Raw genomic sequence first — 23,133 nt, 5'->3', positions numbered from 1 at the left:
TAAAAAAGGAGGCATGTATAGTGCCTCCTTTTAGTAGGTAGTACATAAATCAATTAATAATAAGTATTAAAAACTGAATTCATTGTTAGAATGTAAAGATTCTGTTGTGTATAATTTACAATTATAATTTTATGTATTTGTGTTTATAATTTATATTGTGTTAAAAATATAAAAATTGTAGGAGTAACTATGAAAAAAATATTAAAAAAATTAATAGTAGGAACACTTTTAGGAACAATGCTATTAGGTGTAGCAGGATGTAGCAGTACACCATTAACAGAAGGGGCTGAAGAAGGGAGCAAGACATTCATTACAAATATTGTTGCTTTTGGAGATAGCTTTTCAGATAATGGTGGTGCTAATAGAGTATCTACAGCGATTGTAGAAGCTGGCACAGAAGAAAAGGCTTTTATTAAACCAGGTGATCTTTACTGGGAAAATCGTTATTCAAATGGAAAAACATTTATTGAAGTGGCATCAGATTTAGCAGGTTTACCACTTACTAACTATGCTGTAGGTGGTGCAACAAGTGGTTATGAAAATTATTCAGAATGGATGGATAGTCAAGGTGGTACAGGTGTACTAGGACAAATTGAACAGTATGCAGCTTCTTTAAATGGAGAACAAGCAGATGGAACTACACTTTTCTATATCTTTGGTGGGCTTAATGACTATTTCAAATTTGTTGATTATAGTTTAGAAGGAACAGTTGAAGGTGTTGGAAATCAAGTTGTGGCTAATATTGAAGCAGCAGTAAGAAATTTAGCAGAAGTAGGTGCTAAAAACTTCCTTATTCCTTATGCTTTTGATACAGCATATATCCCTTATGAAATTACAGAAGGACGTCAAGAATATGCTAAAGATTATGCCAAAACAGTAAATGCACAATTACCAGAACTTGTAGAGACACTTTCAGCAGAATTAGGCTTAAATATTACAACTTATGATATCACAAAAACAACAGAGGATATTGTATCGAATACAGATAAATATGGTATTACAGAGTTCGTTAATGTAGTACAACCAACATGGCCAGAAGTATTACCGGCTGTTACAGAAAATGTAGAGAGCTATATGTTCTATGATGAATGGCATCCAACAGCAGCTACACACAAAATTATTGGTGAAGCTTTATACCAAGAAATTAAAAATATTCAATAAATAAAAAGAGAACATTGCATGAGCAATGTTCTCTTTTTATTTTAGGCTAATGAATAGATTATACATTTTTCCATTCTTCAATTGTAGCTCTGATATCATTGAAAAGAGCAATGATGGCTGGATCTTTTTCATCAACTGGTAAGAAAGGAAGTCTAGGGTCACCAATATTGCAACCATCCATTCTAATAATTGTTTTGCAAGCACCATACATAGATGGGAAACTGCATAAACGGTAGATTAGATGAGTGATTTTGTTTTGAAGCACTTGTGCTTTAGCAATTTCATTACGTCTAATTAAATCTTCAAGTTTTAAGTAGAGTTCTGGCATAGCACCATATGTACCGCCGATACCTGCATCAGCACCCATAAGACGACCCGCTAAGTATTGTTCATCAGGACCATTAAAAACGATAAAGTCTTTTCCGCCGGCTTCTTTGAAGCGAAGGATATCATGACAAGGTTCAGATGAATTTTTAACCCCAGCAACACGTTCGTTTTCTAACATTCTATTGAAAAGTGTCATAGAGAGATTGAAACCTGTAAGTTGAGGGATGTTATAGATAAAGAAAGGAAGGTCAGCAGCTTCTGTAATTGTTGTCCAATGACGATATACGCTTTCTTCACTTGGTCTATAGTAAACGCAAGGTACAGCTGATGTTGCAGCAGCACCGGCACTTTCAGCATGTTTAGCAAGCTCAGCAGCGTGTCTGCTAGATGGTGTGCCTACATGTACGATAATGTTCATTTCATTTCCAGCTTCTTCGGTAACAGCTTCAACAACTTGTTTACGTTCATTATCATCAAGTAAGAAGCCTTCTCCAGTACTTCCACAAACATAAAGACTCTTAACACCTTTATTAATATAGTAGCGAGTGAGTGCTTTAGCCGCTTTTAAATCAATATCACCACAAGCATTAAATGGTGTATTAAGTGCAACTGTGACATTTCTAAAGCGTGAAGTTTCGTATTTGGACATGTTAAACCCTCCTAGGATATTTATATGAATAATTAAATAACTTTTTACTATAGTATCACTCTTAAAAAAGGAAATCAATAAAAAAAGAAAATTTTGTTCATTTTTTTAAGAAAATAAGAATAAAAAAAATATCATCCATTATATATGTAATATAAACAAATTTAAAATGAAAAAGACAAGTTATTAATAAAAAGTGCTTAATTTATGAAAAAAATTTCCAAAAAACTATTGAAAAAATTTTTCTTTATGTTATTATAAATTCAGAAGATATAAACAAATATTAAATAAGGGGGATAACCTATGGATCACTCCGTACTAGATAAAGTCAAAGGTGGACTTATTGTTTCATGTCAAGCACTTGAACATGAACCATTACATAGCTCTTATATTATGGGAAGAATGGCATATGCAGCTAAGCTGGGAGGTGCTGTAGGGATACGCGCTAATACAGTTGAAGATATAAGAGAAATTAAAAAAACAGTCGATTTACCTATTATAGGGATCATTAAACAACAATATGGAGATTGTAACGTGTACATCACACCTACTATAAAGGAAGTAGATGCATTAGTAGAATGTGGAGTAGACATCATTGCAATAGATGCAACAAAAAGAGAAAGACCTGATGGTAAGACATTAGAGGAGTCTTTCAAAGAAATCAGAGAAAAATATCCAGACCAATTATTTATGGCGGATTGTTCTACATATGAAGAAGGTATACATGCAGCTGAGATAGGATTTGACCTAATTGGTACAACAATGCATGGATATACAGACTATACACAAGGAGCTACTTTACCTAACTTTGATCTCATAGGGTCATTAGTTAGAGACTGTGGCAAGCCTGTGATAGCAGAAGGGGGCATCTGGTGCCCAGAAGATCTAAGAAAGGCTATTGATACAGGAGCCTTAACAGCGGTTGTGGGAACAGCCATTACAAGACCAATGGACATTACAAAGCGTTACGTAGAAGCATTGCAATAATAAGTAGTTAGCCTAAAGGATCTAACAGATTGAATCTGTGATCAATATACGAATTTTATTCTAAGGGGGATAAATTTATGAAAAAAGCTTTCGCATTATTATTAACATTAGCAGTTTCTTTAACAACGTTTGTAGGATGTGGAACAGCAGCGGAGACATCAAAACCTGCAAATAATGAATCACAAAGCAGTTCATCAGAAAAGGATTCCTCACAAAAGGAAGAAGTAAAGACAGAAGAGCCTGTAGAAATTACATGGTGGAACTTCCCTAACTTTGCACCAATAGATGATACAGCAGGAAAGTATGAAGAAGGTATTATCCAAGCGTTCAATGAGAAATATCCAAACATTAAAGTAAACATGGAAATGATTGATTTTGCATCTGGTCCAGAAAAAATCACGAATGCAATCCAAGGTGGTACCGTATGTGATGTACTCTTTGATGCACCAGGACGAATCATTTCTTACGCTAAAGATGGTGTGTTAGCTGACGTAAATAGTATGTTCACAGATGAATTTATAAAAGACGTAAACAATGATAATATTATTAATGCTTCAAAAGTAGGAGATGATTATTTCATGTATCCTATTTCTTCAGCTCCTTTCTTAATGGCGTTTAATAAAGATATGTTAGAAAAACATGGATTATTAGATATGATTAACCTAGAAGGAGATAGAACTTGGACAGTAGATGAATATAAAGCACTTTTAGCAGCACTTAAAGAAAAGGGTGAAAAGGGTGCAGTAGTGTACTGTGTATCTCAAGGTGGAGACCAAGGTCCTAGAGCATTTATTTCTAACTTAGCAGGAACACCTATTACAAATGATGCACTTACAGAGTACACAATTAATAGTGAGGGTGGTATTGAAGCTTTAGCATTTGTTAAAGATGCAGTAGATTCAGGTCTCTTACTAAATGGTAGTGCCCTTGATGGTACAGCATCTATCGAAGAATTTACATCAGGACGTGTATCTCATACTATTCTTTTCAGTCCTGGTGTTTATAATAATAACAAAGCAAATATGGACTTTGAACCAATCTTTGTTCCATTCCCAACTCCAGCAGGTCAAGAGCCAGAACTTGAATACCTTATCGATGGTTTCTGTATCTTTAATAATGGAGATGAAGCGAAAATCGAAGCTTCTAAACTTCTTATTGATTTCATTTGTAATGATCCAACATGGGGACCAAAAAATGTTAAACAAACAGCAACATTCCCAGTTCGTGGATCATATGGCAACCTCTATGAAGGTGATGACAACATGACTTACTTAGCTAATTTAACAAAATACTATGGCACATATTACAACACAATTGATGGTTTTGCAGAAATGAGAACTTACTGGTTCCCAATGATGCAAGCAGTACTTGCAGGAGATAAAACTCCAGAAGCAGCTCTTAATGACTTTGTAAGTTACTCAAACCAATCAATCCAAAATGCTCAATAATAAGTAAGTTTAAAGGGCTGTCGTGAAATAAGATTTAAGTATTTTACGGCAGCCTATTAAGGAAAATCACCGAATAGGAGTGTGACTATGAATAAACATAATCTACCCAAGATTCGTGTTAGGGAAACTATAGTTTCTTATCTTTTCTTGGCACCTGCATTATTGTTTTTCTTTACATTTGTTGTATATCCAATGTTATCAGGGATTTTTACTAGTTTCTTTGACTACACTTTAAAGAAATTTAATTTTATAGGACTCCAAAATTATATTAATCTTTTTCAAGATGAAATTTTTTGGAAGTCTATGAGAAATACATTAGTTATTGTACTGGGTTCTGTGCCAGTAGTAGTAATTTTTTCTTTATTTGTAGCGGTAACTATTTATCAAAAGAAAGCAGGCGTACGCTCTTTCTTTAGAGGTGTATTCTACTTACCAGTTGTTACAGGAACCGTTGCTGTAACTGTAGTATGGAAATGGATTTACGATCCACTTAACGGTATTTTAAATTATGTTTTACAATCAGGCGGTATCATTGATGAGCCTATTATGTGGTTAGGAGATAAACGTTTTGCTATATGGGCAATTATTATTATCTTACTTACTACATCTGTTGGGCAGCCTATTATCCTCTATGTAGCAGCACTTGGTAATATACCTCAATCTTTTATCGAAGCTGCAGAAGTAGATGGGGGTAATAATTGGCAAATCTTTAGAAAGATAAAATGGCCTTGTCTTATGCCGACTACTTTATATGTAGTGGTTATTACTACAATTAACTCCTTCCAATGTTTCTCATTGATTCAGTTGTTGACTTCCGGGGGGCCGAACTATTCGACAAGCACAATTATGTATCTGGTATATGAAAAAGCATTTAAGCTTACTCAATTTGGCTATGCCAACGCAATGGGAGTAGTCTTAGCAATCATTATCGGTATCATTAGCTTTGCACAGTTCAAAGTACTCGGAAACGATGTAGAATACTAGAAGGGAGGGGCACTCTAATGCAATTGGCAAAAAAAGTTAGAGAAAAAGAAGAAGCACTTAGTACACGAGAACAGAAAATAACACCATACAGAGTTATTTCAATGGCGTTCTTATATATACTTACTTTTATTTTTATATTTCCTTTTTACTGGATTATAACAGGAGCATTTAAAGCTCAAAAAGTAACGGTACAAATTCCACCAGAATGGTTCCCGTTAAATCCAACGATGGAGAACTTTGTAAAACTTTTTAAAAACCCAGCACTTCAATGGTTAGGAAATAGTATTTGGATCTCATTAATAACTATGATTTTAGTATGCTTAACGGCAGCACTTGCAGGGTATGTATTAGCTAAAAAACGCTTTTATGGACAAAGATTTATCTTTGCAATGTTTGTAGTTGCAATGGCTCTTCCAAAGCAAGTTGTACTTGTACCACTTGTGCGAATGGTTAATGCATTGGGCTTTCATAACACATTAGCAGCAGTTATTTTACCAGCGGTAGGATGGCCATTTGGGATATTCTTGATGAAGCAATTTAGTGAAACAATTCCTGGGGAACTTTTAGAAGCAGCAAAAATAGATGGATGTGGTGAATTACATACCTTCTTTAACATTGTTTTACCTATTGTAAAACCAGGGGTAGCTGCACTTGCAATTTTCACTTTTATTACTTCATGGAATGACTACTTTATGCAGCTCATTATGTTAAATACAAGATCAAAACTTACAATTTCATTAGGTGTAGCAACACTTCAAGCAGAATTTGCAACAAACTATGGTGTAATTATGGCAGGAGCAACTTTAGCTGCAATACCTATTGTATTGATGTTTGTATGTTTCCAAAAATACTTTACACAAGGTATTACAATGGGAGCTGTTAAAGGATGATAGGGTAAGTAATATCAAGGGGCTTTTGCATATTTTATGCAATGCCCCCTTTTAAATATATAGAATAGAGAGGATGAACATAATGATTTATGATTTAATAACAAATATAGTAAATTACAAAGGAATAAGTGAACATTTGGATAAGGCAATAGAATTTATTGCAAGTAATGACCTAAATAGTCTTCCACTAGGAAGAACGGATATAGATGGTGACAATGTTTTTATTAATGTAATGGAGGCAACTACAAAAGGGGCAGAAGAATTAAACTTCGAATATCATAAGAATTATATGGATATTCAAATTGACTTAGTAGGTACGGAAATGATTCAAGTTGCTACAGAGGGGATAGAAGAAGTTGAAGCTTATAAAGAAGATATAGGATTCTTTAAGGCAAACACAGGAAGCTCATGTATACTTGGACCAGGACGCTTTATTGTATGTATGATAGAAGAATTACATAAACCAGGTATTCAAGTAGGATCTAATACAGCAATTAAAAAATGTGTAGTAAAAGTTAAGAAGTAGGTGAAGAAATGAGAATTGTAGCACTTGATATAGGTGGAACTTCGATTAAGGCAGGGGTATGGGAGAATAATCAACTGAGTGAAATTAAAGAGTACCCAACTAATGCTAAAGCAGGCGGGGAAGCTGTGGTAGCAAAGGCTATTTCTATACTAAAAGAATACGATGAATTTGATAGAATAGGTATTAGTACAGCTGGGCAAGTAGATTCGGTACAAGGTATGATAAGATATGCTAATGAAAATATTCCGGGTTATACAGGTATGAAGGTGAAAGAGATATTAGAAGGCACTTTTCATGTACCAGTAGCAGTAGAGAATGATGTAAATGCAGCAGCAATAGGAGAAGCTGCATTTGGGGCAGGACAGGGGTATGATCATTTCCTATGTTTGACTTATGGAACAGGGGTAGGTGGAGCAATTGTTATCAACAAAAAAATCTATACAGGTGCAGAGTTTTCAGCAGGAGAATTTGGAAGTATGATTGTTCATCCAGAAGATAGAAAAGAAGGGGAGTATTTTAGTGGATGTTATGAGAAGTATGCATCTACAACAGCTCTAGTAGCGAAGGCACAAGCGTATGATCCTACGATTACTAATGGACGCAAATTATTTGAAAGACTAGATGAAGACCCTATTAAGCAGATTGTTGATGAATGGATCAAAGAGATTATGTATGGACTTGTTAGCTTGATTCATATTTTTAATCCTCCATGTATTGTTTTAGGAGGAGGCGTATTTGCTCAAACATATGTAGTGGAAAAATTAGAGAAGATGCTTTACACTAATATCATGCCAAGTTTTAGAAATGTAGTCTTAAGACAAGCAGAACTCGGAAACACAGCAGGTCTTTTAGGTGCAGTGAAACTTGCTTGTACATTAGATTAAACAGCAAAATGGGGTGGAAAAATGGCAAGTAATGATTTGATAGGACGAATACGTGAGGGGTATTCTGGATATACAAAGGCAGAAAAGAAAGTAGCTAATTATATTTTAGAGAATACTAAAAAGGTATTATTCATGTCTATTACAGATTTAGCAGATGCCTGTGAAGTTGGAGATACAAGTGTATTTCGCTTTTGTAGGAGCTTGCGATTACAAGGCTATCAAGAATTTAAGATGCAACTGTCTTTAAGTATGAATCATGATGATCTAGAAGTAGAAGAAGAAATTGGTAATATTAATTTGCAAGATCCATTTGAAGTATTAGCAAAGAAGGTTCTTCAGAATAATATTAATGCAATCAATGAAACTTATGGGCTTATCCAGACAGCTGATTTTGCAAAAGTGATGCACTATTTAGAAACAGCAGACAGTATTCATTTCTTTGGGGTAGGGGCAAGTATGCTAACCTCCATGTTTGCAATGAATAAGTTTTTGAAAATTATTCCTAATGTAAGATGTGTAATGGATTCGCATATGCAAGCAATGTCTGCTTCTATGCTAGGAGAAGGTGATGTTGCCATTGTTATTTCATATTCTGGTGCGACAAAAGATACAATCCATGTTGCCAAACTAGCCAAACAAAGTGGAGCAAGAGTTATTTGCTTAACCCGATATGCCAAATCACCCCTAACAGTCTATTCAGATGTAACTTTGCTATGTGGGGCTAATGAAGGGCCTTTAGATGGAGGCTCAACATCATCTCAAATGAGCCAAATGTTCCTTATAGATATTATGTATAATGAATTCTATAGAAAACGTTTAGAAGTAACCAATAAGAATATTCATAAGACAGCAGATGCTGTTTTAGATAAGATTTATTAGATATGTAGAGGTCTTACTACTAAGAGTAGGGCCTCTTTTTGTATCTCTTTACCTTATTAAGAGGCGAGGTGTATGATGAAAGAGAGTATACTTACCGGATGATGAGAGATAGCTATGACATAGGATAAACAAAAGAAGAATAGGAGAAAAATAAATGGAAGTTAAATTTTATGATGAAATAGAGGATAACAAGCTAAAGTATGCAGTAATTGCGTCTAGATATAAGGGACAATAGGTATATTGCAAGCATAAAGAAAGAGATACATTTGAAGTACCCGGTGGACATAGAGAACAAGGTGAAACAATTTTAGAGTGTGCTAAAAGAGAACTATATGAGGAAACAGGGGCAGTAGCGTTTGAGTTAACACAGATAGGAGTATACTCTGTAGTACGAGGGGATATTGAGACGTTTGGTATGCTCTTTTTTGCAGAGATAAGTGAACTGGGTAAATTACCAGATATGGAAATAGAGCAAGTATACTTTTTTGATGATATACCAGAAAAGCTTACATATCCTTTAATACAACCGAAGCTAGTAGAGAAGATATCAAAAACATTAATAAAATAAAGTGAAGTATTTTTTGATTTTTATTAACCGAATTCATATTCATACGACTATATAAATAACAAATTAAAAAGAAAGGAGCAGAAGGAAATGGAAAAGCACGAAATAGATAGTAAGATAGCTGAAGTATCAAAATCCATATTGTCATATTGCATGACACGTACGTCTACTCAACATGAAGCAGAAGATTTAGCACAAGATATTCTGCTACAGCTCATTAAATCATTACCTAATATTCGTGATGATCAGGCTATTTATAAATTTATGTGGAGTGTTGCAGGTAATGTGTATAGTAGTTGGTACAGAAGAAAGATAAAAATAAAAGAGTGTGAACTGATTGAAGAAGGCTATTATGGCTATTTTGATGACATAAAAGATGACCATACTGAAATTGATTTACTAAGGCGAGAGCTGTCCCTTATGTCGGAAAAATATAGGAAGGTAACGATACTTTATTATCTCGAGAATAAATCATGCTTAGAAATTTCTCAAAAACTCTCTATTAGTGAGAGTATGGTAAAATATTTACTTTTTAAAGCAAGAAAAATTCTGAAAGAAGGTATGAATATGAATAGAAATTATGGTGAACAAAGTTATAATCCTAAACAATTATCTTTGATGTATATGGGAGAAGGACCAAATAGATTTTGGCAAATTTTAGATGGTAAAGCTATTCCGCAAAATATTTTATGGGCATGCTATAACGATGATTTAACAGGTGAAGAAATTAGTTTACAAATAGGAGTTGCATTACCATATCTTGAAAGTGAATTATATACACTTGTTAATGCGGGTATTCTTCTTAAAAGGGGGAATAGATATACCACTAACATTGTCATAATGTCGAAAGATTTTAGTAGAGAAGTTTCTAGTAAGCTTGCAGATATTCAAGATAAAATTGCAGATAGCATCAATCACTTTTTGGTAGCACATGAAAGTGATATTAGAAGTATTGGATTTTATGGGTGTAATATGAGCCATAATACTTATATGTGGCAGATGATGTGTATGGTATTAGCATCAACTTTTAAAAAATGTCAGGAGATTGATTTAGGGAGAGAAACACCAATAACAGCATTTGGAGAAAGAGCATATGTTTGGGGAGAAGAAGAGTGCAAGAATGCTTTTAATATTTGTCAAATACAAGGGGGAGGCGTGGAAATAGAAGATTGTATGCTTTATTTTATGGATTGGATAGAGAATCCAAAGGGAACACATCATGATTTTTATAATGATAGAAAGCTTGTAAATTTATTTATAAGGCTTGCAAAAGGTCAGGTTAAAGATCCAAATGAATATGAAAAAGAAATGATTGTTACCTTAATAAAAAGAGGTTATGTCCTTAATAAGAATGGTGAATTAGCTATAACAGTTCCTGTTTATACTCAGAAACAGATAGATAAAGTCATAAAAATTTTGGACCCTATTATTGAAGAAACATATCAGCTTTCACAGGAGATATTTTCAGTGATTTGTAGCATTTTAAAAAATCATACACCAATACATTTAAAGCAATCTATAAAAGGAATAGCGAGGATGAGATTATTTAGTGAAGTTGTATCTGCTCCTGCTCATATTATGCATTGTAAAGACTATATTAAAACAAATTGGAGTGCAAATGAAATGCCTACGACGTATATAGTTATAGATGAGACAATGTAAATCAATTAAATATTAATAAAGGCAATGGGGTTACTTATTAAATAGGGTAGCACCATTGCCTTTATTCTTTAATTAAAATTCTATTTTGTGAATAAGAGTGTAATAATAATTTTATATTAGAATAATGATAAAGTATTAGGAAGATGCATGGTATAATAGTAAAAAGTTCAAAGAATTATTTATATACTAAAGTATAAAATAGAGGTACAGAAATGAATTTAAAAAAAATCATTAGGCTATCTTTTCTTATCAACATTCTGCAGATTTTATTAATTATCGTAATCATTTTTTATATCAACTATGCACCAAGCCAAGATATGTTCCTTCTTCTGTATGGCTCAGCAGGACTAACAACATTTAATAGTATGTTAGCAGTAGTGAGCTATTATTTTTTAATAGCAAGAGAAGATAGAAAAGATGTGCAAGAAACAATCCAGAATCTAGAGAACTTGAATGCAACCTTAAGAGAGCAACGTCATGACTATTTAAATCATATCCAAGTGATCTATGGTTTGATGGAGCTTGAAGAATTTGAGGAAGCAAAGCATTATATGGAACCTGTTTATGAAGATCTACTTAAAGTAGGCAAAGCACTTAAGACCTCTCACCCAGCGGTTAATGCGTTGCTCCAAGCAAAGATGCAAAAAGGACAAAATGAAGATGTATCAGTCTATCTAGAGGTAAAGTCTAACTTGAAGGATATATCAATGGAGCCATGGGAGCTTTGTAAGGTGTTATCTAATGTTATAGATAATGGTTTTACTGCCTTAATGCAAAAAGAGAATATGAGAAAGTTATATATTGATATTGGTGAGGATCAAGCAAATTATAGCTTTTATATCTACAATAATGGACCTGTTATTCCACCAGATGTATTACCTAATATTTTTATACAAGGCTTTTCAACTAAAAAAGAAGAGGGACATGGTATGGGATTAGCGATTGTAAAGAAGACATTAGAAAAGGTTGGAGGGAGTATTCAAGTAGATTCTAATGTTGATAAAACTTGCTTTACTATATTAGTACCAAAGGTATAGGGGGTAAAAACGACATTTGAGGAGAGAAAATGTATAAGTTGTGGCGTATCTATAGAAAGTCAAATGTAAAAGGAATATGATAGTTCTATAACCAAAAGGTAATAAAAAGGGGGTGAAATAATGATAGCAGGACTACTAGATGGAATGACACTTTTTAGCATAATCTTATTAATTTTAGGTTTTGTATTAGTAGGGATAGAGTTAACTGCACCCGGTATTTCTTTTCCAGGTATAGCAGGTGCCATCTGCTTAGTAATTAGCGTATTCCTGACAGCTGACACGATTGTAGAGGGTATGATTATGACTATTGCTATCCTGGCAATACTGGGAGTAATGCTAGGAATCATGGTCTGGCTCTTGGCGAAAGGAAAATGGGTAAGGCCTATTATCTTAACAAATGAGCTTAACAAAACAGAAGGATACATCAGTTCCTCAGACTTAGATTATTTACTTGGAAAAGAAGGCATTGCTTCAACAGACCTACGTCCTTCAGGTGTTGGTAGTTTTGAAGGTGTAAATTTTGATATTATTTCTGAAGGTCAATATATTGAAAAAGGAACACCAATAGTTATATATAAAGTACAAGGGTCAAAACTAATTGTAAAAGTGAAAGCATAAATACAACCTAAGTTAAAGGGATAATAAATTAAAAAAGTTAGGGGCGAAAAAGATGGATGCAAGTATTATTAGAAGTATTGTTATTATAGGTATTATAGGTATTCTTATTATTTTATTCTTTATTTTTGTACCAATGGGATTATGGGTATCTTCATTAGCTGCAAATGTTAAAGTAAGTATCTTTAACCTAATTGGTATGAGACTACGTCGTGTTGTACCAAACCGTATCGTATTACCACTTATCAAGTCAACTAAAGCAGGTGTAGGCCTTAATGTTAATCAATTAGAAGCACATTATTTAGCTGGTGGTAATGTTGACCGTGTTGTAGATGCTCTTATTGCAGCAGAACGTGCAGGGATTGAACTACCTTTTGAAAAGGCAGCAGCTATTGACCTTGCAGGTCGTGATGTATTAGAAGCAGTTAAAATGAGTGTTAATCCAAAAGTTATTGAAACACCTAATGTATCAGCAGTAGCTAAAGATGGTATTGAACTTTTAGTTAAAGCACGTGTAACCGTTCGTGCTAACTTAGAAAGATTAGTAGGTGGTGCTGGAGAAGCAACAGTACTTGCTAGAATTGGTGAAGGTATTGTTACAACAGTGGGTTCTTCAGTATCTCATAAAGAAGTACTAGAAAACCCAGATGGTATTTCTAAAATGGTGCTTGGTAAAGGACTTGATGCAGGAACAGCATTTGAAATTTTATCTATTGATATTGCAGATATTGATGTAGGTCGTAACATCGGTGCTCAACTTCAAACACTTCAAGCTGAAGCAGATAAAAATATTGCTCAAGCTAAAGCAGAAGAAAGAAGAGCAATGGCTGTTGCTAAAGAACAAGAAATGCGTGCTTATGTAGTTGAAGCAGAAGCTGAAGTACCAAAAGCCATGGCTTATGCGTTAAGAGAAGGCAAAATAGGGGTAATGGACTACTATGAACTCCAAAACATTAATGCAGATACAAAAATGCGTCAAACAATCTCAACTACAAATAATGGCAAGCTACCATTAGGAGGTGGCAAAGATGGGGCGAAACAATCTTAATTCATTTGAAAGTAAGGTAATGGAGCTTAATAATTTTCTTGTTACAGGTCAACGGAATAATAATCCTATGGGAGACTTAGCGGCATTACAATCTATGGCTAAACAATTTGGTGAAGGAATGCGTGATAAGAAAAAGTCACAATGGAAAAACGCGTATAAGGCAACAGAACAATCTCAAGAACAAGATGAATCTACAAAACACCATCCTAAAAAGAATAAAAAACAAAAGCATCAACCGGTAGCAAAAGATAGAGATAGCCAGCTTGAAGAACAAATAAAACGTAAACAACAAGAAGTTCATCGTGAGGAAACTAGGTTAAGAGAAGAAGAAAATAGTAGCAATGAATATTGGAGAGATGCAATACTTCTGTCTGAGATCATTGGCGATCCTATAGCAAAGCGCAGACGAATGGAACGGAGAAGAATGGGGAGGATGTAATGGATATTAAGGTTTTACTAATAGAAGATGAGGCGGGTATACGCTTGTTAATGCGTAAGATTATCGAGAAGACACCTGGGTTTATAGTGGTAGGTGAATGCGAAGAAGGCAAAGAAGGTCTTAAAGTTTTTAATAAGCTTAAACCAGATGTTGTGTTTTTAGATATACAACTTAAAGAAGGTAGTGGACTTGATTGTGCCAAGGAAATAGCAGATATAGAGCCTAAAACAAAAATTATTTTTGCAACAGCTCACTGTGAGTATATGCCAGAAGCTTTCTCAGTTTATGCCTTTGACTATCTAGTAAAACCTTTTAATGTTGAACGTGTAACCCATACTTTAGAACGAATAAAAGCACTTCAGGAACCTGATCAGGCAACAAGTATGGATAAGATTGTACGCTATGAAAAAGGCTTAGAGAAGCTATTAGTAAAAGGTAAGGAGAGTATGAGTTTTGTAAATATCAATGATATTATCTTAGTGCAACGAGAAGATAGCAATACAGTGATATATACACAAAAAGATGCTTTTACCACCTCAGCAAGCCTTACAGAGGTAGAAGAAAAACTAGATCCAGACCAATTCATACGTAGCCATAAATCATATATTATTAATCTTTCTCAAATTACAAAGATTTCTCCATATGGTAGATGGACCTATATTGTTAAATTTAAGGATCTTGATAAAGATGCTTTGATAACAGGAGAAAAATACGAAGAAATCAAAAAGATGTTTTTGTAAAATTGACTTCACAAATATTATAACTTATAATAGATGTAACTTCGTGAGGGAGTAGTTTGCTTATTATGAAATAAGTGGCAAGTCAACATAATGATTACGTTGTAATCTGGTTTGCCTTAATGAACAAGACTCATGTATGGTATTTTTGCCATACATGGGTCTTTTATTTTTTGGAAAAAATAAGTATGTGCTCTCAGAAAATTATAAATTGAGGAGAGGTAATATGGGATTAATTGAAATTATTTTAATTGGAATTGGGCTAAGTATGGATGCAGTTGCAGTATCTATGACAAATGGTATGGTTTATAAGGATGCAGGTAAAGCTAAAACGTATGCAATGCCTATTTTGTTTGGACTATTCCAGGGTCTTATGCCACTGATTGGTTATTTTGCAGGGGGATTATTTGCAGATGTCATTAGCCAATATGCAAGCATTTTAGTATTTATCATATTAGGTTTTATTGGTGGTAAGATGCTTAAAGATGGTATTGAACATATCAAAGAAGAAAAAGAACAAGCAAAAGAAAAGCAGGAACAAAAGCAGGAACAAAAGCAGGAACAAAAGAACACCTTAGTAGATGAGACTATGGTAGATGAAGTAACAACACAAGAAGAAGTAGCAATAACAGTAGAGGTACAAGAAACAGAAGAGAAAAAAGAATTAACCTATAAGATGCTATTTATTCAAGCCATTGCAACAAGTATAGATGCCTTTGCTGTAGGTATTGGGTTTAGTGCAATGCAGGTAGATATTTTACCAGCAGCAGGTATTATTACTTTTACAACAGCAATTTGCAGTTTATTAGCTATCTTTATCGGAAAGAAATTTGGTGACTTATTAGGAAGTAAATCAGAGCTTTTAGGTGGAGCTATATTAGTATTCTTAGCTATTAAAGCCTTATTTTAGAATCATAGGATAAAGAAACTTTTACACTAAATTATAATAAAAGAGTTGATTTTCATATAACTGAAATCAACTCTTTTATTATTTAAGTTATTGTATATACTCATAATCTACCAGTACTTGAGAAAGGAAAGAGTCGGTTTTGACATAGGCAACTAATAATTGATAGGCTGTATAATTATCTGTTGCATTAATATACTTAGATAAATCCTGTTGCATAAATTTAAGAAAGTTAATGATATTAAATAGAGTAAGAAGAGTGTTACTTTGCTCAAGGGTAAGGTCCTGGACATTTTCATAAGGTTGTAGAGCTGAAGATAGAAAATCTATCTGTGTAGCTACTGTTTCCAATATTTTTGATTGAGCTTTTGTAGACTTACCTGTTATCTTATTAGCATAAGCAGATTGAGCAGCAAGTGCCATTTCAGATTGAATATTTTTAATATCATTTAATAAAGTTACTTCATCAAGAGTAAACGTATCACTAGAAGTTGCATAAATAGCGGTGTAGGGTAATAATAAGCTAAGAATAAGTAGACAAATCAGCAAAGGACGAGAGCGTTTAGTCAATGTAAATCACCTCTTTAAAAATATACTTTAAGTGTAGAGTTCTCAAAAAGTTAAAAAGGTATACAATATAAAGGTGTATTTTGAAGGTTAGTTGATATGTTTCAATGATTTGGAAAGTGATATTATATAAAAAATAACCAATAGATTTTACAAATATAATAATTCTACATAACAATGAAATATTGTATACTATAAATAACGGTATTTATACTACATACGAAAAGGATGAGTTGAAAATGAAGCAAACAACAAGTATGAAATATACCTATGGCACACCAATTGAAACAGATGCTGTCGTAGATAAGGGGATTCAACAAGGTAAAGAGTTAATAAGATTAGTAGAGGGAGAAGGTTGCTTTACCTATACACTAAAACCAGAAACAGTAGTATATGGATTAGGTGAAAATCTACGTGGAATTAATAAAAGAGGTTGGATTTATGAAAGTTTTTGTGCAGATGATTGTGTTCACACAGAGGCTAAGCGCTCTTTATATGGAGCACACAATTTCTTTATTGTAGCAGAAGATAAACCATTTGGAGTTTTTGTAGATTATCCTGGACGTATTAGTTTTGATATTGGATACTCCAATATTGATGAATTAATCATTAAACCAGAAACTATGAATTTTAATTTATATATTATAGAGGGTGAGACACCTCTTGAAATTGTAAAAGCCTTTAGACAGATGATAGGGACAAGTTATATCCCACCTAAATGGGCTTTTGGATATCAGCAAAGTCGCTGGAGCTATAAAACAAGTGAAGAAGTGAGACAAGTAGCAAAGAACTTTAAAGATAATGGTATACCAATTGATACAATTTATTTAGATATTGATTACATGGAAAGATTTAAAGATTTTACAGTAGATGAAACAGCCTTTCCTAACTTTGAGGTCTTTGTACAAGAAATGAAAGAGATGGGTATTCGTCTTATTCCGATTATTGATGCAGGTGTAAAAGTAGAAGAAGGTTATGAAACATATGAAGAAGGCCTTAAAGAAAATTGTTTTGTAACAGATGGTGAAGGTAACGTATTTGAAGGGGCAGTATGGCCAGGAAAAGTACATTTCCCAGACTTTTTAAATTCTAAGACACGTAGATGGTTTGGTCATAAATATGCCTTTTTATTAGATAAAGGTATAGAAGGATTTTGGAATGATATGAATGAGCCAGCTATTTTCTATACACCAAAAGCTGTAGAAGCAGCTATGGCAAATGTAGAAAAGCACAGAGGAGAAAATATAGATTTAGGCACATTCTTTGGTATTAAGGATAGCTTTAGTAATATCATGAATCAAGAAGCCTACTATAAGGATATGTATCATGATATGGATGGAGTGAGAGTGTGCCATTATGATGTGCATAACTTATATGGCTATAATATGACTCGCGCTGCAGGAGAGGCTTTTAAAGAACTACGTCCAAATACACGTACACTTCTTTTCTCTCGTGCATCTTACATTGGTATGCATCGTTATGGTGGTATATGGACTGGCGATAACTGCTCTTGGTGGAGCCACTTACTTCTTAATATTAAGATGATGCCATCCCTTAATATGTGTGGTTTTATGTATGCAGGAGCAGATGTAGGTGGATTTAGTGATAATACAACGGAAGAACTTTTGACAAGATGGCTTCAATTTGGTGTATTTACACCTCTTCTTAGAAACCATACGGCAGCCTATACTAGATTCCAAGAACCATATAACTTTAAGTATACAGAACGTATCAAAAAATGGATTGAAATGCGTTACGCACTTGTTCCATATCTCTATAGTGAATATATGAAAGTAACATTAAGCAATGATATGCTCTTTAAGCCACTTGCTTTTGAATATAATGACCCTCATTGTACTCAAGTTGAAGATCAGTTGTTAGTAGGAGAATCCATTATGATTGCCCCTGTATATGAACAAAATAAAACAGGACGTTATGTGTATTTACCAGAAAATATGTTGTATGTAAACTTTGAAAGTGCAACAAATTATACTGTAGAAGAAATGAAAAAGGGTCATCATTATATTGAAGCAGATCTTGATCATTTGCCAGTATTCATTAGACCAAATCATATGTTGATTTTAGGTGAGGTAGCAGCTAATGTAGAGGCACAAGACAGCTCTAAGCTTCATGCTATTGGTTACTACAAAGATCATTGTGCATATAAGCTCTATGAAGATGATGGTATAACACCTAAACCAAAATTAGAAGATTCTATAACTGAAATTTATATGTCTGATATAAACGTGAAACCAGAAAAACTTGAAAAAATAGAGGTATACAAAATCTCATCTTGCGAATAATAAAAAAGAATAAGCGCAAGAAGGAGACAATACTATGAAAAGACTTATCCGAAGAAGCTTGGCGGTTGTATGTCTATGTCTAACATTGGTAAGCTCTGTACAGGCTCAGGAAAGACCTCCAGAAGATCCTGTGGCATATAGAAAAGAACAGAAAGCTATTTTAAAAACGTTAAGAAAAGACATGGATAAGTCGTCAGATGAAGATGATGCTACCCTTGATTATGTAGAACAAATGTTAGCTTACTATAAGGCAGGTTCAGCACTTGCTAAGAATGTAATGGATCATGGCGATAATCAAGTGATTCGTCAAGCAGGACGTAGCATGCGTAAGCGTAATGCTACAGAAGTTAAAAAGATGGAAGAGATTAGGATCCGTCTAAAAGAACAAAAGGTAGAAGATGATTTAAAAGAAGCAGAGTATTTAAAAGTCTTTAAAGAAGCTCTAGATACTATGATAGATGATTTAGAGAAAGTTGAAGATGAAAATGTAGATCGTATGTTTTTACTTCAGATGATTTGCTATAACGAAGGGATTATTAAGATATCACAAAATATCTTAAACTATACACCTAATGTAGAAGTACAAGAAATCGCACAAAAAATCATAGAAAGACATACAAAAGAGATTACTTATTTGCAAAAGTTAGCAAGAGAAATACGTGCATAAAAAAGGCCACCTAAAGGTGGTCTTTTTATAATTAAAAATTATTTTAATAAAGACAGTAATGTCTTGCGAGCATCTTGAACAGTAACAGGTAAATTAGTAAATGCTAAGTGATCCTTTTCCTTAAGCACGTACATGAGTTGACCAACATAAGGTAAGCATAAGTCAGCAGTCTCAAGAATATGAGGTTGTGAAAAAACATCTGACACGGTACCAGATGTATGGAGTTGACCAGATTTTAATACATAAAGATAGTTACAGTATAAAGGAACAAGGTCCATATCATGGGTTGCGATGATTATAGCCATATTAAGATTTTGCTTAAGGGTATCTATAAGATCCATAATTTCTTTAACACCTTGTGGATCTAATCCAGCAGTAGGTTCATCTAGGATGAGAACAGTAGGTTCCATAGCAATAATCCCGGCTAGTGCAACACGCTTTTTTTGACCATAGCTTAGACTATGTGTAGGCTTATGACGTAGTTCATATGTTCCGGTTTGTTTAAGAGCACGTTCAATACGCACACGTGCTTCCGATTCGGAAATACCCAGGTTAACAACTCCAAATGAAACATCTTCATAGACACTTGCAGAAAAAAGCTGTGTGTCAGGATCTTGAAAAACAATACCTACAGATTGACGCAGTTGCTGAAGACCCTTAGAGGTATAAGAGATTGGTTGGTTATTATAAAGTACCTCTCCTTGAGTAGGCTTCAAGATGCCATTTAGAAGGAGAAACAGAGTAGATTTTCCAGCGCCATTACCACCTAAGAGACCTGTAGTAGTACCTTTTTCAAGATGAAGGCAAATATTGTCTAAGGCGTGGGTACCGTCAGGATACTGAAAGGATAGATTTTTAGTCTCCATAATGTAATTCATAGGTATGTTATCCTCCTAAGATAAATTCTATAATTCCTAATCCAATGAGCAAAGCCTCTACAAGGATTAAGTAAAGGTAGGGAAGAGACTTATAAGAGCCTTCATGTAAAACATTAAAGGAACCATTATAGCCACGACACTCTAAAGAAGTATAAAGAACATTGTTCATCTTCAATGTCCTAATAAGTAATGTACTAAGTAACATGCCAAATGAGCGTATGCCTAGATGGAAATTACGATAGCCTAATCTTGCTACTTGAGCAGTATACATGGTAGTAGCAGTATCTATAAATACAAAGATAAATCGATAGATAAGACTCATAATCTCTAATAAAAAGGTAGGACAATGCCATTTTTCCAATACTCTTAAGATATCATTCATAGGTGTAGACAAACATAAGAAGTATAGGCAACTTACACTAGCAAAAACTTTGAAAAACATGAATAAACATATTTCTATACTCCCTTTGCTTATCCCCATGTACATGTGGGTAATGTGGATAGACCACAAAAAAGAATTACTTTCTGTGGAGAAATCAAAAAGTAAAGTAAGCAAACTTAAAATTAAAAAGGTTAGAGGTACTAACATTAGCATAATATAAAGTTTAATAGGGGTTAGCCCTTTGCGGACAGTAAGCCACCCCATTAATAATATAACTGTGATATAGAGCAAAAGAGAATGCTCTATAAGACAAGTTATAAGGACTAATAAGCTAAATAATACTTTTTGAACAGGGTCAAAGTGACGTAGTGGTGAACGATAGGCGTATTGGTCGATAACTTTCATCGATTTTTTAGTGCCTTACTCTTACCGTTGAGGTAACCGAAGCCATAAGCAAGAATACCTGCACCTATAGCAGCTTGGAGTGCAAAAAGAAGGCTTTCAATTTCGCCGCTAGCAGGCTCAACAAGTGGCTCAAACCAAGGTTCATAGTCTTCGTTAATTTGAGTAATCATTGTTTCGGCTTCACCATCTGCACCACCAAATTCTGCATTTTTAATAAGAAAAAGAGGAGCAAAGCTTATAATAATAACAAGTAAAATAAGTAATAAATTAGTAGGGAAAGTATTTTTAGTCATGATTTAAACCTCCTTATTGAGTCGGCCTAAATGGATTAGACCTTCATCACTATATTTTTTTAATGCGTTAACTACAACAACGGTTAAGATACCTTCACTAATTGCAAGTGGAAGTTGAGTAAGTGCAAAGATACCGAGGAATTCAACTAGAGAACCCATAAAGCCACCTGTAGTACTTGGGAAGGCAAGAGCAAGTTGGATCGAGGTCATTACATAGGTAAGTAAGTCACCCAGTGTTGCTGCAAGGAAGATTGCTAACCATCTAGGGGCTTTTGTCTTACTAATAAGTTTATAGATAAAGTAGGCAACAAAGGGACCGACAATAGCCATTGAAAATACATTTGCGCCTAATGTTGTAATGCCACCATGAGCTAATAGGAGGGCTTGAAAGAGGAGGACAATACCACCGATTACAACCATAACAGTAGGACCCAGTAAAATTGCTCCAAGTCCAACACCTGTAGCATGTGAACAACTTCCTGTGACAGAAGGAATCTTTAACGCAGATAAAATAAATGCAAAAGCACCAACCATAGCAAGTAATAGTTTGTTCTGCTTATCCTCTGCAACAATCTTTTTAAGTGAGAGTAAGCCTACTACAAAGAAAGGTAAACAAAGTATTCCCCATGAAATACTCCAGCCAACAGGTAGGAAGCCCTCCATAATGTGCATAGCCTGTGTATCTAATGTTACAAGTCCTGCTACAAAACAAAACATAGCAAAAATCATTAATCTTCTTTTCATTTTCCTATCTCCTTTACGGTTAATAATTTATTTAGTAAATCAAAAACTAAGCTTTTAAAGCATCTAAAGCATGCTCTATAAAGAGGTGGCGAATAGTTTGACTTTCACCTAGACCTTTTAAGTGGATAATAGGGTCAATGTTGTTTTGTTCTAATAGGTTTTTCCAAGAATCAAGTTCATCTCCAGCCATATCGTTAATAGCATGGTCGCCTGCTACTAACATAAAAGGAGCAAGGTAGGCACGTTTACAGTGAGTTTGTTGGAGCTTTTGAAGCACATCCTCGATAGTAGGAAAGCCCTCGACAGTGCCGATATAGACATTAGTATTTACTTGATGGAACATATACTCTAATGCACAGTAAGCAGGGAATACAGGGTGGAAGGTGCCATGCCCCATAAGGATAAGTGCTTCATCTTGTTTTAATTCAGGGAAGAAATCTAGTGTGGCATGAACTGCTTTTTTGTAGTCTTCGATAGTTGTTAATAAAGGTCTGCCAAATTTAAGACTTTTGAATTTAGTACTAAAGGATTCAATTTCTGAGCTAAGCTTATGATACTCATCTCCACAAATAATGTGTAAGGATTGAATTAAGACTTCCTCGAATCCAGCTTCATAAATAGCATTAAGGGCTTCAACTGGGTTAGGTATAATGAGTCCATCACGTTTGGCAAGACGATCGATCACCATCCTAGATGTATAAGCCCTAAAAAAAGTATAGTCAGGAAAAGCCAGCTGTAGATCATGTTCGCACTGTTCAATAGTTTTCTTTCTTGTGTCTTCATAAGTTGTTCCAAAACTTACGACTAATAATGCTTTTTTGGTCATGTTTAACACTCCTTATAAAATGTAATAAGGGGATAAAGGCAATAAAAAAAGCCCTCTATGGAGGGCTCTATGTAAAAAATGCGCACAAAAAATACACAAAATACATATTACCTCCTTTCCCACCGAAAGGGTAATGCATCATTTTAGGCAGGTCTCCTGGCTGACGAATCATCCCAACTGCTCACCTTCCCATACTTATAGTACAGTGGTTAAGCTAAGCTTTTGAACAGATGGTCCTCGTCTACAGTAGCGGGGGCTGCAGTGTATCACACGTTTCCCTATTAAGCTAAAGTAGCACCTAAAATTCTTTTGTTTATATATAGATA

The 23,133-nt window shown here is 34.3% G+C and carries 24 protein-coding genes, 1 pseudogene and 1 riboswitch; of the genes and pseudogenes, 18 read left to right on the top strand and 7 right to left on the bottom strand.

All coding sequences use genetic code 11. The features are described from left to right. The first annotated feature begins 189 nt into the window (after nt 1–189). A complete protein-coding gene (locus BN2390_RS01515; protein WP_053982586.1) occupies nt 190–1,161 on the top strand; it encodes an SGNH/GDSL hydrolase family protein in 972 nt (323 codons plus the stop codon). Nucleotides 1,162–1,219: 58 nt separating this feature from the next. Here BN2390_RS01515 and BN2390_RS01510 read toward each other — a convergent pair whose 3' ends face one another. Continuing rightward, nucleotides 1,220–2,137 (bottom strand): dihydrodipicolinate synthase family protein, encoded by a 918-nt coding sequence (locus BN2390_RS01510; RefSeq protein ID WP_053982585.1) that lies wholly within the window; start codon nt 2,135–2,137, stop codon nt 1,220–1,222. A gap of 300 nt (nt 2,138–2,437) precedes the next feature. On the opposite strand from BN2390_RS01510, the gene BN2390_RS01505 reads away from it, so the two are divergent. The 15 genes and pseudogenes from BN2390_RS01505 to BN2390_RS01435 all read left to right on the top strand — a co-directional run bounded on the left by BN2390_RS01505 (nt 2,438) and on the right by BN2390_RS01435 (nt 15,745). After that, nucleotides 2,438–3,121, top strand: a complete 684-nt coding sequence (locus BN2390_RS01505; RefSeq protein WP_053982584.1) for an N-acetylmannosamine-6-phosphate 2-epimerase — start codon at nt 2,438–2,440, stop codon at nt 3,119–3,121. Nucleotides 3,122–3,198: 77 nt separating this feature from the next. Beyond that, nucleotides 3,199–4,569, top strand: coding sequence for an ABC transporter substrate-binding protein (locus tag BN2390_RS01500; protein ID WP_053982583.1), 1,371 nt, complete (start codon nt 3,199–3,201; stop codon nt 4,567–4,569). An 87-nt stretch (nt 4,570–4,656) separates the two neighbouring features. Then, nucleotides 4,657–5,553, top strand: a complete 897-nt coding sequence (locus tag BN2390_RS01495) for a carbohydrate ABC transporter permease (RefSeq protein ID WP_053982582.1) — start codon at nt 4,657–4,659, stop codon at nt 5,551–5,553. A 17-nt stretch (nt 5,554–5,570) separates the two neighbouring features. Next, the gene (locus tag BN2390_RS01490; protein WP_053982581.1) at nt 5,571–6,443 is read left to right on the top strand and encodes a carbohydrate ABC transporter permease; all 873 of its coding nucleotides are present in this window, start codon (nt 5,571–5,573) and stop codon (nt 6,441–6,443) included. A gap of 73 nt (nt 6,444–6,516) precedes the next feature. Beyond that, a complete protein-coding gene (locus BN2390_RS01485; protein WP_242847632.1) occupies nt 6,517–6,969 on the top strand; it encodes a NanQ anomerase/TabA/YiaL family protein in 453 nt (150 codons plus the stop codon). A gap of 8 nt (nt 6,970–6,977) precedes the next feature. Continuing rightward, on the top strand, nt 6,978–7,853 hold the full coding sequence (locus tag BN2390_RS01480) for an ROK family protein (RefSeq protein WP_053982579.1): 876 nt from the start codon (nt 6,978–6,980) through the stop codon (nt 7,851–7,853). 21 nt (nt 7,854–7,874) lie between these two features. Next, on the top strand, nt 7,875–8,732 hold the full coding sequence (locus BN2390_RS01475) for a MurR/RpiR family transcriptional regulator (protein ID WP_053982578.1): 858 nt from the start codon (nt 7,875–7,877) through the stop codon (nt 8,730–8,732). A gap of 265 nt (nt 8,733–8,997) precedes the next feature. After that, nucleotides 8,998–9,300, top strand: a pseudogene (locus BN2390_RS01470) (NUDIX hydrolase); the annotation flags it as partial. Between the two features lie 87 nt (nt 9,301–9,387). Continuing rightward, nucleotides 9,388–10,959: an RNA polymerase sigma factor gene (locus BN2390_RS01465; RefSeq protein WP_053982577.1), complete on the top strand. Its 1,572-nt coding sequence runs from the start codon at nt 9,388–9,390 to the stop codon at nt 10,957–10,959. A gap of 212 nt (nt 10,960–11,171) precedes the next feature. After that, nucleotides 11,172–11,996 carry a sensor histidine kinase gene (locus tag BN2390_RS01460; RefSeq protein ID WP_053982576.1) on the top strand — a complete coding sequence of 275 codons (825 nt, stop codon included), beginning with the start codon at nt 11,172–11,174 and terminating at the stop codon, nt 11,994–11,996. A gap of 120 nt (nt 11,997–12,116) precedes the next feature. Next, complete coding sequence (locus BN2390_RS01455; protein ID WP_082238528.1) at nt 12,117–12,614, top strand: NfeD family protein; 498 nt, start codon at nt 12,117–12,119, stop codon at nt 12,612–12,614. 52 nt (nt 12,615–12,666) lie between these two features. Next, entirely contained in the window at nt 12,667–13,659 is a 993-nt protein-coding gene (gene floA, locus BN2390_RS01450) for a flotillin-like protein FloA (protein WP_053982575.1), read from the top strand. Continuing rightward, nucleotides 13,640–14,098, top strand: a complete 459-nt coding sequence (locus tag BN2390_RS01445) for a hypothetical protein (protein ID WP_053982574.1) — start codon at nt 13,640–13,642, stop codon at nt 14,096–14,098. The genes floA and BN2390_RS01445 overlap by 20 nt, the downstream gene beginning before the upstream one ends. After that, entirely contained in the window at nt 14,098–14,838 is a 741-nt protein-coding gene (locus BN2390_RS01440) for a LytR/AlgR family response regulator transcription factor (protein ID WP_053982573.1), read from the top strand. Before BN2390_RS01445 ends, BN2390_RS01440 begins: the two co-directional genes overlap by 1 nt. 223 nt (nt 14,839–15,061) lie before the next feature. Then, the gene (locus BN2390_RS01435; protein ID WP_053982572.1) at nt 15,062–15,745 is read left to right on the top strand and encodes a manganese efflux pump MntP; all 684 of its coding nucleotides are present in this window, start codon (nt 15,062–15,064) and stop codon (nt 15,743–15,745) included. A gap of 87 nt (nt 15,746–15,832) precedes the next feature. Here the strand turns inward: BN2390_RS01435 and BN2390_RS01430 are convergent, their stop codons facing one another. Further along, nucleotides 15,833–16,312 (bottom strand): hypothetical protein, encoded by a 480-nt coding sequence (locus BN2390_RS01430; protein ID WP_053982571.1) that lies wholly within the window; start codon nt 16,310–16,312, stop codon nt 15,833–15,835. A 236-nt stretch (nt 16,313–16,548) separates the two neighbouring features. Between BN2390_RS01430 and BN2390_RS01425 the strand changes: the two genes are divergently transcribed. Then, nucleotides 16,549–18,612 carry a glycoside hydrolase family 31 protein gene (locus tag BN2390_RS01425; protein ID WP_082238526.1) on the top strand — a complete coding sequence of 688 codons (2,064 nt, stop codon included), beginning with the start codon at nt 16,549–16,551 and terminating at the stop codon, nt 18,610–18,612. A gap of 34 nt (nt 18,613–18,646) precedes the next feature. After that, nucleotides 18,647–19,279, top strand: coding sequence for a DUF305 domain-containing protein (locus tag BN2390_RS01420; RefSeq protein ID WP_053982570.1), 633 nt, complete (start codon nt 18,647–18,649; stop codon nt 19,277–19,279). Nucleotides 19,280–19,317: 38 nt separating this feature from the next. Here BN2390_RS01420 and BN2390_RS01415 read toward each other — a convergent pair whose 3' ends face one another. Genes BN2390_RS01415 through BN2390_RS01395 form a run of 5 tightly spaced genes read right to left on the bottom strand, consistent with a single transcriptional unit; the run spans nt 19,318 to nt 22,807 of the window. After that, a complete protein-coding gene (locus BN2390_RS01415) occupies nt 19,318–20,157 on the bottom strand; it encodes an ATP-binding cassette domain-containing protein (protein WP_053982569.1) in 840 nt (279 codons plus the stop codon). Nucleotides 20,158–20,164: 7 nt separating this feature from the next. Then, the gene (gene cbiQ, locus BN2390_RS01410; RefSeq protein ID WP_053982568.1) at nt 20,165–20,944 is read right to left on the bottom strand and encodes a cobalt ECF transporter T component CbiQ; all 780 of its coding nucleotides are present in this window, start codon (nt 20,942–20,944) and stop codon (nt 20,165–20,167) included. Next, the gene (locus BN2390_RS01405; RefSeq protein ID WP_053982567.1) at nt 20,941–21,237 is read right to left on the bottom strand and encodes an energy-coupling factor ABC transporter substrate-binding protein; all 297 of its coding nucleotides are present in this window, start codon (nt 21,235–21,237) and stop codon (nt 20,941–20,943) included. The genes cbiQ and BN2390_RS01405 overlap by 4 nt, the downstream gene beginning before the upstream one ends. Nucleotides 21,238–21,240: 3 nt before the next feature. Further along, the gene (locus BN2390_RS01400) at nt 21,241–21,981 is read right to left on the bottom strand and encodes an energy-coupling factor ABC transporter permease (RefSeq protein ID WP_053982566.1); all 741 of its coding nucleotides are present in this window, start codon (nt 21,979–21,981) and stop codon (nt 21,241–21,243) included. A gap of 46 nt (nt 21,982–22,027) precedes the next feature. Next, on the bottom strand, nt 22,028–22,807 hold the full coding sequence (locus tag BN2390_RS01395; protein ID WP_053982565.1) for a sirohydrochlorin cobaltochelatase: 780 nt from the start codon (nt 22,805–22,807) through the stop codon (nt 22,028–22,030). Nucleotides 22,808–22,936: 129 nt separating this feature from the next. Beyond that, a riboswitch (cobalamin riboswitch) is annotated at nt 22,937–23,124 on the bottom strand. Nucleotides 23,125–23,133: the final 9 nt, after the last annotated feature.

It is taken from the genome of Niameybacter massiliensis (genome assembly GCF_001282685.1).
Classification (GTDB): domain Bacteria; phylum Bacillota; class Clostridia; order Lachnospirales; family Cellulosilyticaceae; genus Holtiella; species Holtiella tumoricola.
This window is presented reverse-complemented; position numbering and strand designations above follow the sequence as displayed.

Bases quoted from the DNA above. Each gene is read 5' to 3' on its own strand.
- BN2390_RS01515 (WP_053982586.1), top strand. From the start codon at position 190: ATGAAAAAAATATTAAAAAAATTAATAGTAGGAACACTTTTAGGAACA.
- BN2390_RS01510 (WP_053982585.1), bottom strand. From the start codon at position 2,137: ATGTCCAAATACGAAACTTCACGCTTTAGAAATGTCACAGTTGCACTT.
- BN2390_RS01505 (WP_053982584.1), top strand. From the start codon at position 2,438: ATGGATCACTCCGTACTAGATAAAGTCAAAGGTGGACTTATTGTTTCA.
- BN2390_RS01500 (WP_053982583.1), top strand. From the start codon at position 3,199: ATGAAAAAAGCTTTCGCATTATTATTAACATTAGCAGTTTCTTTAACA.
- BN2390_RS01495 (WP_053982582.1), top strand. From the start codon at position 4,657: ATGAATAAACATAATCTACCCAAGATTCGTGTTAGGGAAACTATAGTT.
- BN2390_RS01490 (WP_053982581.1), top strand. From the start codon at position 5,571: ATGCAATTGGCAAAAAAAGTTAGAGAAAAAGAAGAAGCACTTAGTACA.
- BN2390_RS01485 (WP_242847632.1), top strand. From the start codon at position 6,517: ATGAACATAATGATTTATGATTTAATAACAAATATAGTAAATTACAAA.
- BN2390_RS01480 (WP_053982579.1), top strand. From the start codon at position 6,978: ATGAGAATTGTAGCACTTGATATAGGTGGAACTTCGATTAAGGCAGGG.
- BN2390_RS01475 (WP_053982578.1), top strand. From the start codon at position 7,875: ATGGCAAGTAATGATTTGATAGGACGAATACGTGAGGGGTATTCTGGA.
- BN2390_RS01465 (WP_053982577.1), top strand. From the start codon at position 9,388: ATGGAAAAGCACGAAATAGATAGTAAGATAGCTGAAGTATCAAAATCC.
- BN2390_RS01460 (WP_053982576.1), top strand. From the start codon at position 11,172: ATGAATTTAAAAAAAATCATTAGGCTATCTTTTCTTATCAACATTCTG.
- BN2390_RS01455 (WP_082238528.1), top strand. From the start codon at position 12,117: ATGATAGCAGGACTACTAGATGGAATGACACTTTTTAGCATAATCTTA.
- floA (WP_053982575.1), top strand. From the start codon at position 12,667: ATGGATGCAAGTATTATTAGAAGTATTGTTATTATAGGTATTATAGGT.
- BN2390_RS01445 (WP_053982574.1), top strand. From the start codon at position 13,640: ATGGGGCGAAACAATCTTAATTCATTTGAAAGTAAGGTAATGGAGCTT.
- BN2390_RS01440 (WP_053982573.1), top strand. From the start codon at position 14,098: ATGGATATTAAGGTTTTACTAATAGAAGATGAGGCGGGTATACGCTTG.
- BN2390_RS01435 (WP_053982572.1), top strand. From the start codon at position 15,062: ATGGGATTAATTGAAATTATTTTAATTGGAATTGGGCTAAGTATGGAT.
- BN2390_RS01425 (WP_082238526.1), top strand. From the start codon at position 16,549: ATGAAGCAAACAACAAGTATGAAATATACCTATGGCACACCAATTGAA.
- BN2390_RS01420 (WP_053982570.1), top strand. From the start codon at position 18,647: ATGAAAAGACTTATCCGAAGAAGCTTGGCGGTTGTATGTCTATGTCTA.
- BN2390_RS01415 (WP_053982569.1), bottom strand. From the start codon at position 20,157: ATGAATTACATTATGGAGACTAAAAATCTATCCTTTCAGTATCCTGAC.
- cbiQ (WP_053982568.1), bottom strand. From the start codon at position 20,944: ATGAAAGTTATCGACCAATACGCCTATCGTTCACCACTACGTCACTTT.
- BN2390_RS01405 (WP_053982567.1), bottom strand. From the start codon at position 21,237: ATGACTAAAAATACTTTCCCTACTAATTTATTACTTATTTTACTTGTT.
- BN2390_RS01400 (WP_053982566.1), bottom strand. From the start codon at position 21,981: ATGAAAAGAAGATTAATGATTTTTGCTATGTTTTGTTTTGTAGCAGGA.
- BN2390_RS01395 (WP_053982565.1), bottom strand. From the start codon at position 22,807: ATGACCAAAAAAGCATTATTAGTCGTAAGTTTTGGAACAACTTATGAA.